Source organism: Nonomuraea harbinensis (assembly GCF_019396385.1).
In the GTDB taxonomy this organism is placed as follows: Bacteria; Actinomycetota; Actinomycetes; order Streptosporangiales; family Streptosporangiaceae; genus Nonomuraea; species Nonomuraea ferruginea.
Genome location: NZ_JAHKRN010000001.1, coordinates 72528 through 86816, shown reverse-complemented (window position 1 = coordinate 86816; position 14289 = coordinate 72528). Strand labels below are relative to the sequence as shown.

Here is a 14289-nt window from a genome sequence, read left to right as displayed (position 1 = left end):
CGCCGCGCCGGTGCTCCCCGTCAGGCCCTCCTTCAGGACATGAGCAGGCTGTCGTCGCCTCCGCTGATGCGGGCCTGCACCATGCGGATGGTCTCCACGGCCTCACGCGTCCGCGCCGCCTCCTTCCGGATGAAGCCGTGGGAGTGCTTCCCGCCGTGCTCCTCCGCCGACCGCGCCATCCGGCCGAGAATCCGCACCCGCTCGTCCAACCGCTGGATGGCGATCCACAGGGCTCTCTCCACCGCGTCCGACTGGGCGCCGACCAGGCTCTCGTCGGACCAGGCGTGTCCCACCCGGCAGACGAGGCGCGCGCGGCCCTCGTCCCTCTGCTCGTACATCGGACCACCGCATTCCGGGCAGCCGAGTCCGGAGAGGGCGCCACCGGGTTCCGCCAGGGCGGGCTCCTCGCTCAGGAACCGCCCGACCTCCCGCATCATCTCCGTGTCGTCCATCCTGGCCTCCGTGATGACAGGCGTTCTGCTCTGCCGCACCAGCCAGTCGGCGAGCTCCCGTACGGGAAGCGACGGCGCGTTCGGGACCGCGGCGACGGCCGCCTCCGGCATGCCGGGGAAGGCCGCTTCGCCCGGATCCTGCACCGCCACCGCGCCTCCTCTGCGGTCCACCGCGACGCACCCTCGCACGCCGTCGTCGAGCATGCCGCTCAGCACGACGGCGGCCACCCGCTCCCCCGCGTCGAGCGCCGCGCTCATGAAGAGCGGATCGGCCGCGGGGCGGTGACCGTTGTGCCGGGGGCCGCGTGACAGCCGGACCTTGCCCTCGTGGACGAGCAGGTGGTGATCGGGCCTGGCCACGTAGACCCGCCCCCGGCGCAACTCCTGCATGTCCTCGGCCGGGACCGCCTTGAGCGGACCCGCCCTGTCGAGGATCCCGGCCAGCACGCCGCCGCCCTGGGGCGGCAGGTGGAGCACCACGAGCACCGTGGCGGGGAGATCAGCGGGCAGCGATCCGACCAGCGTCCGCAGCGCCTCCACTCCTCCGGCGGAGGCCGCCACCACGATCGTGTCTCGTCCTACTGTCCACACCTTCTCCCCCTGTCCCGCAGGCGCGGGCTTATGCGTGCGAAGCGGTCGCCTGCCCGGCCATCCGTACGCGCGACTCCATGGCCTCTCAGGGGCCCGGCCCGCTCGCGCAGCGGCTCCGGGCGGAGGGTGATCGGCCGGGTGCCGAGGGCGGCATCGTGCCACGCCGCCGGCCCGTGACAGGCCGCGCGGGGAGCCCGCGCAGCAGCGGCAGGTGACGAGGTTCCGGGGGCGCCGGCTCCGCGCACACGCCACAGGCGGCCAGCGCCTGGGGCAGGGTGTCGAACACCGGCAGCGGCGACCTCCGGCCCTTCTCCATGAGCGAGATGAGCCGGCGGAGCGCCGGGCTCGCCTCCGCGAGGAACAGGTCGCCGCCCGTGACCCGCAGGCCCCGGCGGGCGGCCACGAGCCGGCTCACCCCTCTCAGGTCGCAGAACCAGAGATCACCGGCCGCCACGACGACGCACATGGCCGGGGACGCGACCAGCGGTTCGAGCGTCTCGGAGAGGATCGGGACGGTCATCGCGTCCAGCTCACCCGCGAGGGCGACGACCATCGTGGTGTCCGCTATCGGCTTCAAGTGAACCGACAAGTACATGTCCGGCCTCTCCTTCGACTTCTCGACACCGCCGTGCGCTTGCGCCCCTTCAGGTGCGGCGCCAGCGGGACTCGCCGAAGCAGTAACCGGCGAACAGCACCAGCCCGAGCGCGACCGCGATCAGCAGCCAAGGTCCGACGGGAGTGTCCGCGAAGGAGCGCAGCGCCTGGTCGATGCCTCCGGCCTTGTCCGGGTCATGGGTGATCGCCGCCTGGATGACGAGGAACCCGGCGAGCCCGGCGATGACGCCGCGGGCCACGTAGCCGGCCATGCCCAGCTTCTCCATCACCGAGCGGGCCCGGGGCGACATCCGCCCGAGGTCCAGCTCCTCGCGGAACTTCTTGGTGACGCCCTGCCGCACCCAGTAGACGCCGAGCGCGATCACGCCGAGGCCGACGGCGCCCACGATCCACTCGCCGGCCGGGAGGTCGAGCAACATGCCGGTCACGTCCTGCGACTTCTCGTCCTCCGACGCGGCGCGCCCGGCCAGCAGCACGCTGAGCAGGGTGAACACGATCAGTCCGTAGACCACGGTCCTGCCGGCCGACTCGGCCCTGTCGAGCTTCTCCTGGTGGCTGAACAGCGCCTCGGACGCCTGCCACAGGGCCAGCGCCACGAAGCCGACGACCATCACCCACAGGATCACCGCCCCGAACGGCAGCTCCGCGACCGTGGTGATGGCGCCGCCCTTGTCGGCCTCCTCCTCGCCGCTGCCCAGGGCGATCTGGACCGCCAGCACACCGATCAACGCGTACAGCACGCCGCGACAGGCCAGCCCGACCCGGGCCAGCCGGTCCAGGGCCGGGTGGTCAGCCGCTCGCCGGGCAGCGGCCTCCGCTGACCGCCCCGCGCTCTGCGCAGTGTTCACGGGATCCTCCTCGGAAGTTGAAAGGACCGTAAAGTGCCCAGAATCGGGGCGATCAGTCACCGGGGTGTGAGCACCCACCTCCAGCTGCCGTCCTCCTGGCTCTCCTGAACGCCGGTGAGCGGGACCGTGGTGCGGCCGTCGACGCTGACGAGCACCAGGCCGTTGCGGAACTCGTTCTCGCACCCTCCGGCGCAGCCGAGCGCGATGACGTGCTCGTCGTCGGCCCAGCCGATGAGCTGGAGCACGTTCTGGCTACCGGCGACCTTCCCGGTGCGCCGTTCGATGATCGCCGTGGGCAGCCCGTCCGGGCCGAGTTCGAGCCGGCCGTCGGGCGAGATCTTCGACTCGCCGTGGCGGTTGAACGCCTCACCGGGCGGCGGCTCCGCGGGCCGGCCGTCGAGGCCGTAGTAGACCCGCTCCGGGGAGATGTCGACGGTGGGCCCCCAGATCAGCGAGCCGTCGAGGCTCCAGCCGAGGTCCTGCCTGCCGTTGGAGTTGCTCGGCGGACCGTCCGTACTGGGCAGCGGCGGCAGCGCGTGGTGTTCGGCCCGGCCCGTCGGCACGTCGATCAGGTAGTAGCCGGTGCGCGGGCTGTCCTTCCGCCGCCATGCGACCCCGTCGGTGGGCAGCTCGTCGGGGTAGGAGGAATAGGTGGTGGCCAGCAGTTTCGTGCCGTCGGGCGACCAGGCGACGTGCCCGGCCCGGCGACCGAGCTGGATCCAGGAGAGGAACTGCCGGGTGTCCAGGTCGATGACGCCGATCCGGTCGCCCAGCAGGTCGCCCTGGACCACGGCGGCGACCCGCATGCCGGGGGCGACGTCCACCCAGGCCCAGGGGGTCTCCTCGTAGCTGTCGGTACGCGGGTCGTACAGGTGCCAGGTGCGCCGGACGTGGTCCAGCCCGTTCTCCCCCTTCTCCCTGCGCAAGGTGTAGTACGCGCCGACCGCCAGATTTCCGGCGGCCACGAGCTTCGTGGGCCGCGCGTGGTCCGGGTCCGCCCGCACGTCCGTGGGCGCCGGCGAGGGCCGGGCCGGAAGCGTGACCGTCACGGCCGGCAGCACGGGGCCTGGCGGCTGGACGGTCACGAACACGGCGACGGCGGCGATGACCGCCGCGGCCAGCAGCGCGGCGCCGGCGGGCAGCAGGCCGCGCCGCCTCCTCCGCAGCGCCCGATCGGCCAGGTCGTGCGGCACCTCGGCCTGCCCGGCCCACTCCTCCATCGTCTCGCGGAGCAGCCTGGTCATTTCGCGGCCTCCAGTTCCTCGGCGAGTTCGGGTGCGATCTCACGCAGCCGGGCCAGCGACCGGTGCGCGGTGCTGCGTACCGTGCCGACCGAGCAGCCGAGCCGGCGGGCCACCTCGTGATCCGGCAGGTCCTCGAAATAGCGCAGCACCAGGACCGTGCGCTGCCTGGCGGTGAGCTTGGCCAGCGCGGCGCGCAGCACCACGCGGAGCTCGCTCTGATGGGTACGGTCGCGCCCGGGCAGGTCGGGCACCGCGCCGCGGACCACCTCGACCCGCCGGCCCGTCGCCCGCCACCAGCTGATCTGCTGGCGGTACATGATCTGCTTCGTGTACGCCTCCGGTGCGTCCACCCGCCGCCATCTGCTCGCCAGCTTCGCCAGCGCCGCCTGCACCAGGTCCTCGGCCGCGTGCTGGTCGCCACCGGTGAGCAGGAAGCCGAGCCGCATCAGCGCGGGGGACCGCGCGGAGACGAACTCGCGGAAGCCGCGCTCGTCTTCGGCGTCCACGTCACCTCCAGGGATTGACTGTCACCACTGAGACGCCGCGAACCCGGGCCCGCTATGCCGCAAGCCATCACTTTCTTGGGCCTACCGTGGCGACACGGAGGGTAGTTGGTTCTTTACGGAGCGCCTGCCGAGGGGGAACCAGGGTGACGATCCAGAAGCCGAGAGACGAGGAGCCGACGACTTCGCCGCCGGCCCCGGTCCACGGCCGTCGCACGGGCGCGGTCATCACCAAGTGGCTCACGTCCACGGACCACAAGGTGATCGGCTACCTGTACCTGATCACGTCTTTCATGTTCTTCCTGTTCGCGGGCGTCCTGGCCATGATCATCAGGGCCGAGCTGGCGGGGCCCGAGCTGCAACTGGTGAACGCGGAGCAGTACAACCAGCTGTTCACCATGCACGGCGTGATCATGCTGCTGCTGTTCGCCACCCCGCTGTTCGCCGGGTTCGCCAACGTCATCATGCCGTTGCAGATCGGGTCGCCGGACGTGGCCTTCCCCCGGCTCAACATGGCCAGCTACTGGCTGTTCCTGTTCGGCGGGCTCATCACCGCGTCCACCTTCCTCACCCCCGGCGGGGCCGCCAGCTTCGGCTGGTTCGCCTACACCCCGCTGTCGTCGGCCACGTACTCGCCCGGCATCGGCGGCGACCTGTGGATCATGGGGCTGGTGCTGGCCGGGCTCGGCACCATCCTCGGCTCGGTCAACTTCATCACCACGATCATCTGCATGCGCGCGCCGGGCATGACCATGTTCCGGATGCCGATCTTCACCTGGAACGTGCTGCTGACCAGCATGATGGTGCTGATGGCGTTCCCGGTGCTGGCCGCCGCGCTGCTGGCCCTGGAGGCCGAACGCAAGTTCGGCGTGCACGTCTACGACCCCGCGGCCGGCGGGCCGATCCTCTACCAGCACCTGTTCTGGTTCTTCGGGCACCCCGAGGTCTACATCATCGCGCTGCCGTTCTTCGGCATCATCACCGAGGTCATCCCGGTCTTCTCGCGCAAGCCGATCTTCGGCTACATCGGGCTGGTCGGCGCGACCATCGCCATCGCCGGGCTGTCGATGACCGTCTGGGCGCACCACATGTTCCCCACCGGGCAGGTGCTGCTGCCGTTCTTCTCGTTCATGACCTTCCTGATCGCGGTGCCGACCGGGGTGAAGTTCTTCAACTGGATCGGCACGATGTGGCGGGGACATCTGAGCTTCGAGACCCCGATGATGTTCGCCGTCGGGTTCCTCATCACCTTCCTGCTCGGCGGGCTCACCGGCGTCATCCTGGGCTCGCCTCCCTTGGACTTCCAGGTCACCGACTCCTACTTCGTGGTGGCCCACTTCCACTACGTGGTGTTCGGCACGGTGGTGTTCGCGATGTTCGCCGGGTTCTACTTCTGGTGGCCGAAGATGACCGGGCGGATGCTGGACGACCGGCTCGGCCAGATCCACTTCTGGCTGCTGTTCATCGGCTTCCACACCACGTTCCTGGTGCAGCACTGGCTCGGCTGGGCCGGGTTCCCGCGCCGCTACGCCGACTACGCGCCCGGCGACGGGTTCACCCTGCTCAACCAGATCTCGTCCGTCGGCGCGGCGATCCTCGGGCTGTCGACGCTGCCGTTCCTCTACAACGTGTGGATCACCCAGCGCAAGCCGCGCTGGGTGACGCTGGACGACCCGTGGGGGTTCGGCGGCTCGCTGGAATGGGCCACGAGCTGCCCGCCGCCGCGGCACAACTTCTCCTTCATGCCGCCGATCCGCTCCGAACGGCCCGCGTTCGACCTGCACTACCCGCACAGCTACCCCAAGCGGGACGAGATCGAGGCGTGACACATACTTCGGTCGGTCCTGAGCATCCCTAAGGCCGATCCGCGGGGCCGCGGCCGGGCACTAGCGTCGGGCCATGCGCAAAGCCATCCAGATCGTCGGCTTCGTCCTGGCGCTCCAGGGCATCAGCGGGGCCATCGACCACGTGGCCGTCCAGCCGTTCCTCGGCTTCTTCCTCAACTTCTTCAACCGGGTGATCATTCCCCGGGTCGACCTGCTGACCGGCTACGAGCTGTTCGCCAACCTCGCCCTGGCCGCCCTGGGCGTCGTGCTGATGATCGCCGCCGAACGCGCGCCGGGTTGACCGACTATGTCGCGTAGCTGAGCCGGGGATGGTCGCGCAGGATGATCGGGGCCGACAGCATCGTATGCCGCTCGCCGACCTCCCCCACCAGCACCGGCCAGGTGCCGATGTTGCGGCAGCTCTCGGCCAGCGGGCGCAGCTCGGCCGGCGGGTTCAGGAGCGAGACGAACCGCCCGCCGTGGGTGCGCACCACGCTCTGCGCCGACACGAACGTGTGCCTGAGCACCTCCGCCCGATCCTCGCCCCGCCAGTCGGTGGTGTTGGCCACCTTGACCGTCAGCCTGAACAGCCGGTCGCGCAGCGGCTCCGCGCGCACCACGGCCTGGCCGTGCAGGGTCTCCCAGCAGCGCAGCACCGCCCCGGCCCGGCCGCGGGCGTCGATCAGCCAGGCCGCCTCCTGGTCGCCCGGCACGTCCACGCGCATCGTGTACGCCGCCGCCGCCAGGTCGGCGAGCGTCAGCCCCGACACGGCCGCCTCGCGCTCGCGCGCCTCCAGCCCCGAGACGTAGCGGGCGCCGTCGACGGTCAGCTCGGCCGCCGGCTCCAGCTCGCCGCCGCGCGCCCGCGCCACCTCGCGGCTGACCAGTTGCAGGAACCGTACGTGCACGTCCACGGTGTCGGCGGGGGCGGCCTCGACCAGGCACTGGGTCTGCATCATCCAGGAGAGACCGGCCCGCCCGCCGGCGTACGGCTCGGGGTGGAGTCCGCGCAGGTACCGGTCGTCCAGCAGCCGATGGTACGGGTGGCACTCGTACAGCACGGCCTGCGCGATCTGTCGCGCTCTGTCCATATCGAGCCGCCTTGCAGTCGACCTGTCACTTTCTGTAATCGACATACCGCTCGGGCGTGACGGACAAACCCGTGCTCAGGTGACCGGGACGATCTCGGCCTCGACCAGCGCGCCGCCCTCGACGCGCAGCACCCCCACGGTGCCGTGCGGCTGGCGGCGCCGGTCGGTCGGCGATCCGGGGTTGAAGATGCGCAGCCCGTCACCGGACTCGTCGAGCGGGATGTGCGAGTGCCCGAACACCACCAGGTCCGCCTCCGGGAACCGCCGCCGCATCCGGGCCGTCCGTCCCCGGGCCGGGCCGCTGTCGTGGATCATGCCGACCCGCAGCCCGCCCAGGTCGAGCTCCAGCGTCTCGGGCGCGTCCAGGTCGGGCCCGTCGTTGTTGCCCTTCACCACGTGCACGGGCGCGTACGCGGCCAGCTCGGCGAGCACGGAGGGCACGCACACGTCACCGGCGTGCAGGATCACGTCGGCGCCCACCAGCAGCTCGGCCACCCTCGGCGGGCACGACTTCCAGCGGCGCGGCGCGTGCGTGTCGGACAGCACGACCACTCTCACGCCACGTCCCTACCCCTCCGCAGCACGAGCACCTCCAGGGCCCGCTCGGGCAGCGCGCCGACCCGCCGCCAGCCCAGCGCCCGGTAGAAGCGAGCCGCGGGAGCCCGCGGCGAGGTGAGCAGCCAGGCCCGCGGCCACCCGGCCACCGCCGCGTCCAGCAGCCGCCGCCCGATCCCCCGGCCCTGGGCGCCGGGGCCCACGAACAGCTCCACGACCTCGAACGCGCCCCTGGTCAACCCGGCCACGGCCTCCGGGCCGCAACTGCGCTGGAGCTCCTCGTAGATCGCGTTGCCGGACAGGTCGTCAGGCGTCGGCCACCCGAAGCACACGCCCACGAGCTCGTGGCCGTCACGCTCGATCCACGCGGCGAACCCGGGCCGTTCGGCGTCGCGCGCCAGCTTGCCGGGGAAGGCGGCGAAGTCCTCCTCGGTCTCGTACCAGGGCGGCACGGAGAAGCACTGCCGGTAGAGGCCGGCGATCTCGCCGGAGATCGTCACGCAGCCGGGGCCGTCGAGTCGCTCCACCACCCCATTATCGGTGGCCGGCGAGCCCCACCTGGTCGCCCACGTCCTCGCCCTCCGCCGCCGCCAGCACCGCGTCGAGCAGCCCGGGGAAGCGCCGGTCCAGGTCGGTGCGGCGCAGCGCGACGTAACAGCGGGTGCCTTCCTGGCGGGTACGGGTGATGCCGGCGTCGCGGAGGACCTTGAGGTGATGGCTCAGCGTGGACTTGGCCACCGGCGCGCGCAGCTCGCCCCAGCCGCGCTCGCGGCCGTCGGACAGCACCCGCCCACTCGGCCGCGCGGCACCCCCGAAGAGGTCGCCACCTGGATCGTCCGGCTCGCCGACCCCGCGGCTCACCCCGGACGGCGGGCCCGCCTCGATCTGATCAGGAGGATGGCGACCAGCGCCGCGGCGGCCCCCGCGACCGGCACCGCGCCGACGGTCTCCAACCAGCCCGAGATCGTCCCCTGCACCGCCGTCACCCCGCCGACGACCGGGTCGTCCGGGTCGCCGCCGCCGAACACCCGCAGCTCGTACCAGCCGTAGTAGGTCACGTACAGGCCGGCCAGGACGAGCAGGACCCCGCTCAGCCGGTACACGCGCGGCAGCGACCGGCGCACCCGGAACAGGACGGCCTCCCTGGTCAGCGCCACGGCCAGGGACAACAGGGCGACGACCAGTCCCATGCCGAGCGCGTAGGCGGCGAAGACCGCCAGCCCTCCGGCCACCCCGCCGCTCGTCAGCGAGGCCGACGTCACCGCCAGGAACGGCCCCACCGTGCACGACAGCGAGGCCACCGCGTACGCGATCCCGTAGCCGTAGAGCGAGCGCGCCGACGTGGCGGGCCTGGCGGCGAGCCCGGGGACGCGGACGAACAGCGACCGGCCGGCCAGCAGCCAGCCGCCCAGCCCCACCAGGACGACCCCGATCACGATCGTCACCCACGGCAGGACCGTCCCGGCCACCGCCGCCAGCGGCGTCACCACCAGCCCGAACAGTCCGAACACGGTCACGAACCCGGCGGTCATCGCCGCCGACAGCACCACCGCCCGCACCACCGGGCCGCGCCGCCAGACCCCGCCCGCGCCGCGTGGCGGCTCGCCCGCGACCAGCATCGACAGGTACGCGGGCAACATCGCGAACCCGCACGGATTGAACGCGGCCACCGTGCCCGCCGTCAGGGCGAGCGCGATCGGCAGATCCGTCATGGCTCAGGCGGCCTTGATCTTGGCCACTTCGGCGTCGAGGCCGTCGCGGCCCAGCGGGCCGTTGACCTTCGTGGTGCCGCCGCCGGGCTCCATGAAGACGAACACGGACTGCTGGGCGACGCCCAGTTTGGTCCACACCGCGCCCTTCTCGTCCGACAGGTGGACCAGCCCGCCGGTACCGGTGCTCTCGACGAACTCCCTCATCGCGGCCTCCGTGTCGAGCCCCGCCACGCCGACGAACGCCACGTCAGGGTGCGCGGTCGCGGCGGCCCTGACCGCGGGCGCGTCCGACCGGCACTTGGTGCACCACGGCGCCCAGAACCAGAACACCACGGGCTTGCCGGCCAGGCTGCCGCCCTCGAACTCCTTCCCGTCGAGGGTCTTCGCGCTGAACCGCAGCGCCGCGGGCGTGGACCCGCTCTCCATCGGATCCGCACTCTTCATCGGATCCGCGCTCTCCATCTGATCGGTGCTCTTCATCTCATCGGAGGGCGCGGCGGACGTGGTCCCCATCGGGTCGGAAGGGGCGGCCGCACCGCAGGCGGCCAGGGTCAGTGTCGCGGCGGTGATGACGGCCGCCATGCCAGCTCTGTTCACGCCCACCAGGCTAGGTACGCGGGGCCGCCGAGAACCTTACGAGCTGATGACGCCGCCCCGCCCGGCGCGGTCCGCCGACCGTCAGCGTTTAGGCTCACCACGAAAAGGTTGATCTCGCACGAATCGGGCGGCAAGGGTTGAACATCACCGTCGAGGCGAAGCAGGCGTCAGGCGGAGGCCCGCCGCCCCGTGGACACTCACCGCGCAGGCGGTGGGTCTCCTGGCTCACCGTGACCTTCCTGACCGGCTGGGCCGTGGTCAGGGCAGGCGGGCTGGAGTCTGGATCGTTCCTGACCCAGCTCATGACCGTCACCCCGTACGGCGCCGTGCTGGCCCTGCTGCTGGCCGCGGCCCTCGTCAGGCGGAACCGCCCGGCGGCGGTCGTGGCCCTGGTGGCGAGCCTGGTGATGGCCGCCGCCGTGGCGCCCAGGGCGTTCCCGGCGGGCGAGCCGGCCACCGCCGGCACCCCGTACAAGGTGCTGGCGGTCAACCTGTTCGGCCGCGCCGACCCGCGTACCGTGGTCGAGCTCGTACGGGAACTGCGCCCTGACGTGTTCGCCGCGACGGAGCTGACCACGCGCCAGGTGGCGGCGCTGGACGCGGCCGGGCTGGACGAGCTGATGCCGCACCGCGTGCTGCAGGACGAGCACGACGCGGCGGGCAGCGGCCTCTACGGCAGACACCCGCTCACCGAGCTGCCCGGCCTGTTCACCCCGGTCGGCCACAACATGCCCGCGGCGGCCATGACCCTGCCCGGCGGCAGGCGCGTCGAAGTGGTCGCCGTGCACCCGAACCCGCCGCTCGGCCGGATGGTGGACGGGTGGAACCGGGCGATGGAGTCCTTCCCCGCGCCCGGCGGCGACGCGATCCGCATCCTGGCCGGCGACTTCAACGCCAGCCTGGACCACCGGGCCATGCGCGACCTGCTCGGCCGCGGCTACGCCGACGCCGCGCACCAGGCCGGCGCGGGCCTGACGCCGACCTGGCCGAACGGGCGCGGCCTGCCGCCGTTCATCACGATCGACCACATCCTGGTCGACGAGCGCGCCGGGGTGAGCTCCTTCGACGTGCTGGACGTGCCGGGCACCGATCACCGGGGGGTGTTCGCGGAGCTCCGGCTGCCGTCGTAGCGGGTTAGAATCGGGCGCATGACCTGGCGACATTGATGCATCACCAGAGGCCGAAGGGCTCGCGGGCCGCCGCGCAGGCAGGCAGTCGCGTCCCCCGTTCGTTCCCTTCGGAAGGCCTCACGCATGTCACCGCCTGCCAAGCGGCTGGTCCGCACGCTCTACGTCTACACGTTCCTTGACGATTTCGTCCTGCTCTACCCGGTCTACGCGCTGCTGTTCACCGACACCGGGCTGTCCGTGGCCGAGACGTCCTCGTTGTTCGTCATCTGGTCGGTCGCGGGGCTGGTGCTGGAGGTGCCCTCCGGGGCGCTGGCCGACTCCGTGTCCCGTCGCCTGCTCCTGTTCGCCGGCCCGCTGCTCGCCGGCGCCGGGTTCGCGCTGTGGGTGATCTTCCCGTCCTACTGGATCTTCGCGCTGGGCTTCGTGCTCTGGGGCGTGCGCGACGCGCTCGGCTCGGGCTCGATCGAGGCCCTGGTGTACGAGGAGCTCGCCCGCACCGGTGAGACGTCACGCTACGCGCAGGTCATGGGCCGGGCGGCGTCGGCAAGCATGGCGGCGACCGCCGCGGCCATCGCGCTGGCCATCCCGGTCTTCGCCGCCGGCGGTTACCCCGCGGTGGGCGTGGCCAGCGTGCTGGCCTGCCTCCTCACCGCCGCCACCGCCCTGGCCTTCCCCGAGCACCGCTCCCCCGTCCGGGAAGCCGGTGACGACGGGGAGCTCTCGTACGGGCAGGTGCTGAGGGCCGGGCTGGCCGAGGCGCGCGGGGACCGGCGGGTGCTCCACGGACTGGTCCTGCTCGCGACCGTCACCGCCGTGTGGGGTGCGCTGGACGAGTACGTGGCGTTCCTCGGCATCGAGGCCGGGCTGCCGGAGACGGCGATCCCGCCCGTGTACCTGCTGGTGTGGGCCGGGGCCACGGCCGGCGGCCTGCTGGCCGGGCGGGCGCGGCGGTTGCGGGCGCGCGGGTTCGGCGCGGTGCTGGCGGCCGGGGCGGTCGCCCTGGCCGGTGGCGCGCTCAGCGGGCATCCCGCGGGGTTCGTGGCGATCGCGGCGGCGTTCGGGGTGTTCCAGCTGGCGGGCGTGGTGGCCGACGCCCGGCTGCAGGACAGCATCACCGGCCCGAGCCGCGCCACCGTCACCTCGGTGGCCGGCCTGGGCACCGGCGTGATCACGCTGGCGGTCTACGGCGTCTACGGCGCCGCGTCCGGCCTGGTCTCGCACGGGCTCATGTTCGCCCTGCTGAGCGTCCCGTACCTGCTCGTGGCCGCATGGGTGATCATCGGCCGCCGGGCGCGGGCGGCCGCGGAGCCGGAGCCGGCCCCGGCCGCCTGACCGGGCCGCGTTCGCGTCGGTTTCGTAGGGGTACGTGCCGCCCATGAGATATCACGTGCTCGCCTGCGACTATGACGACACCCTCGCCCGGCATGGCGAGGTGGCCGAGCACACGATCAAGACGTTGGAACGGGTCTCCCGCTCGGGCAGGAAACTGCTGCTGGTCACCGGGCGGGAGCTCGACGACCTGCTGACCGTCTTCCCGCACGCCGACCTGTTCGACCTGGTCGTGGCCGAGAACGGGGCGCTGCTCTACGACCCTGGGCAGCGCTTCGGCGAACCGCTCGCGGACCCTCCGCCGCCGGAGTTCGCCGAGCGGCTGAGCGGGGAGGGCGTCACCCCGCTCGGCGTGGGATCGGTGATCGTGGCCACCCGCGAGCCGTACGACGTCCAGGTGCAGGACGCGATCCGGGAGCTGGGCCTGGAGCTGCAGGTGATCAGGAACAAGGGCGCGGTCATGGTGCTGCCGCCCGGCGTGAACAAGGCCAGCGGCCTGGCCGCCGCGCTGGACCGGCTGGGCCTGTCGGGCCACAACGTGGTGGCCGTCGGGGACGCGGAGAACGACCACGCGTTCCTGACCGCCGCCGAGTGCGGCGCCGCCGTCGCGAACGCCGTCCCGGCCCTGCTGCGCCAGTGCGACCTGCCGCTGGGCCGGGAGAACGGCGACGGCGTGGCCGAGCTGGCTGACCTGCTGCTGTCGGGCGAACTGGACGAGATGGAGATCCCGCGGCACCATGTCCTGCTCGGCGAGGGGGCCGGCGGCGAGGTGCGGCTGCGCCCGTACGGGACCGGCCTGGTGGTGGCGGGACCGTCGGGCAGCGGCAAGTCCACGGTCACCACGGCGCTGCTGGAGCGGCTCGTCGAGGCCCGGTACCAGTGCGTGGTCATCGACCCGGAGGGCGACTACGCGGAGTTCGCCGGCGCGGCCGTGCTGGGCGAGCCGGACCGGCCGCCGGGCCCGGAGGAGGTGCTGCGGCTGCTGGAGTCGCCGGACCAGAGCGCGGTGGTGAACATGATCGGGATGCCGCTGCGCGACCGGCCCGCGTTCTTCGCGGAGCTGATGCCCCGCCTGGTCGCGCTGCGGGCCAGGCTCGGCCACCCGCACTGCGTCGTCGTGGACGAGGCGCACCACCTGATGCCGGCCGAGGTGCAGGAGGTGCCGGTCAAGGACGTACGGGACCTCGGCTCGCTGATGATGATCACCGTGCACCCGGAGGCGCTCAGCCCCGCCGCGCTGGACCTCGTGGACGGCGTGATCGCGGTCGGGCCCGAGCCCGGGGAGACGCTGGGCGCGTTCGCGGGCGCGCTCGGCCGGGACACCCCCGCGCTGGAGGGCGAGGCGGCCGAGGGTGCGGCGCTCTGGCGCGTCTCCGCCGACACCGCCCAGCTCGTCCATCCGACGCCGGCCCGCGCGCACCGCACCCGCCACCGCCGCAAGTACGCCGCCGGCACCATGTCCAAGGACAAGAGCTTCTACTTCACCGGCCCCGAGGACCGGCTCAACCTGCGGGCCCGCAACCTGCACACCTTCGTGGAGCTGGCCGAGGGCGTGGACGACGAGACCTGGGCCTTCCACCTGAGGCAGGGCGACTACTCGGCCTGGATCGGCGAGAAGCTGGGCGACGCCGAGCTGGCCGGCGAGGTCGGGCGGGTGGAGCGGGAGGAGCCGGACGACAGCCTGCGCCGGGTGGCCGAGCTGATCGAGCGGCGCTACACCCTGCCCGCCGAGCCGACCAAGTACGACCCGGACCACGACGACACCTGACCGGCGGCCTACTCCGGTGGATAGAGTT

General features: G+C 72.4%; 16 protein-coding genes. 5 read left to right on the top strand and 11 right to left on the bottom strand.

What is annotated here, in order from left to right:
• Positions 1-32: 32 nt before the first annotated feature.
• From KME79_RS00430 to KME79_RS00410, 5 genes are all read right to left on the bottom strand, one after another.
• On the bottom strand, positions 33-1043 hold the full coding sequence (locus KME79_RS00430) for a chemotaxis protein CheB (RefSeq protein WP_219542810.1): 1011 nt from the start codon (positions 1041-1043) through the stop codon (positions 33-35).
• 85 nt (positions 1044-1128) lie between these two features.
• A complete protein-coding gene (locus KME79_RS00425) occupies positions 1129-1638 on the bottom strand; it encodes an STAS domain-containing protein (protein ID WP_219542809.1) in 510 nt (169 codons plus the stop codon).
• A 49-nt stretch (positions 1639-1687) separates the two neighbouring features.
• The gene (locus KME79_RS00420; RefSeq protein WP_219542808.1) at positions 1688-2506 is read right to left on the bottom strand and encodes a DUF1206 domain-containing protein; all 819 of its coding nucleotides are present in this window, start codon (positions 2504-2506) and stop codon (positions 1688-1690) included.
• Positions 2507-2562: 56 nt separating this feature from the next.
• Entirely contained in the window at positions 2563-3750 is a 1188-nt protein-coding gene (locus tag KME79_RS00415) for a YncE family protein (RefSeq protein WP_219542807.1), read from the bottom strand.
• Complete coding sequence (locus tag KME79_RS00410) at positions 3747-4256, bottom strand: SigE family RNA polymerase sigma factor (RefSeq protein WP_219542806.1); 510 nt, start codon at positions 4254-4256, stop codon at positions 3747-3749. The genes KME79_RS00415 and KME79_RS00410 overlap by 4 nt, the downstream gene beginning before the upstream one ends.
• Positions 4257-4399: 143 nt before the next feature.
• Between KME79_RS00410 and ctaD the strand changes: the two genes are divergently transcribed.
• Together ctaD and KME79_RS00400 are read left to right on the top strand one after the other, a co-directional pair.
• A complete protein-coding gene (ctaD, locus tag KME79_RS00405; RefSeq protein ID WP_219542805.1) occupies positions 4400-6079 on the top strand; it encodes an aa3-type cytochrome oxidase subunit I in 1680 nt (559 codons plus the stop codon).
• A 73-nt stretch (positions 6080-6152) separates the two neighbouring features.
• Entirely contained in the window at positions 6153-6380 is a 228-nt protein-coding gene (locus KME79_RS00400; RefSeq protein WP_219542804.1) for a hypothetical protein, read from the top strand.
• Positions 6381-6384: 4 nt separating this feature from the next.
• Here the strand turns inward: KME79_RS00400 and KME79_RS00395 are convergent, their stop codons facing one another.
• From KME79_RS00395 to KME79_RS00370, 6 genes are all read right to left on the bottom strand, one after another.
• Complete coding sequence (locus KME79_RS00395; protein ID WP_219542803.1) at positions 6385-7170, bottom strand: hypothetical protein; 786 nt, start codon at positions 7168-7170, stop codon at positions 6385-6387.
• A gap of 75 nt (positions 7171-7245) precedes the next feature.
• Entirely contained in the window at positions 7246-7728 is a 483-nt protein-coding gene (locus KME79_RS00390; protein WP_219542802.1) for a metallophosphoesterase family protein, read from the bottom strand.
• Complete coding sequence (locus tag KME79_RS00385; protein WP_219542801.1) at positions 7725-8252, bottom strand: GNAT family N-acetyltransferase; 528 nt, start codon at positions 8250-8252, stop codon at positions 7725-7727. Before KME79_RS00385 ends, KME79_RS00390 begins: the two co-directional genes overlap by 4 nt.
• Positions 8253-8259: 7 nt before the next feature.
• Positions 8260-8586, bottom strand: a complete 327-nt coding sequence (locus tag KME79_RS00380; RefSeq protein ID WP_219542800.1) for an ArsR/SmtB family transcription factor — start codon at positions 8584-8586, stop codon at positions 8260-8262.
• Positions 8583-9437 carry a cytochrome c biogenesis CcdA family protein gene (locus tag KME79_RS00375; protein ID WP_219542799.1) on the bottom strand — a complete coding sequence of 285 codons (855 nt, stop codon included), beginning with the start codon at positions 9435-9437 and terminating at the stop codon, positions 8583-8585. The genes KME79_RS00380 and KME79_RS00375 overlap by 4 nt, the downstream gene beginning before the upstream one ends.
• Positions 9438-9440: 3 nt before the next feature.
• Complete coding sequence (locus tag KME79_RS00370; RefSeq protein ID WP_219542798.1) at positions 9441-10034, bottom strand: redoxin domain-containing protein; 594 nt, start codon at positions 10032-10034, stop codon at positions 9441-9443.
• A 230-nt stretch (positions 10035-10264) separates the two neighbouring features.
• Here KME79_RS00370 and KME79_RS00365 point away from each other — a divergent pair, with 230 nt between their 5' ends.
• From KME79_RS00365 to KME79_RS00355, 3 genes are all read left to right on the top strand, one after another.
• On the top strand, positions 10265-11164 hold the full coding sequence (locus KME79_RS00365) for an endonuclease/exonuclease/phosphatase family protein (protein WP_308248724.1): 900 nt from the start codon (positions 10265-10267) through the stop codon (positions 11162-11164).
• A 123-nt stretch (positions 11165-11287) separates the two neighbouring features.
• Entirely contained in the window at positions 11288-12496 is a 1209-nt protein-coding gene (locus KME79_RS00360) for an MFS transporter (protein ID WP_219542797.1), read from the top strand.
• Between the two features lie 43 nt (positions 12497-12539).
• Complete coding sequence (locus tag KME79_RS00355; RefSeq protein WP_219542796.1) at positions 12540-14261, top strand: HAD hydrolase family protein; 1722 nt, start codon at positions 12540-12542, stop codon at positions 14259-14261.
• Positions 14262-14289 lie beyond the last annotated feature (28 nt).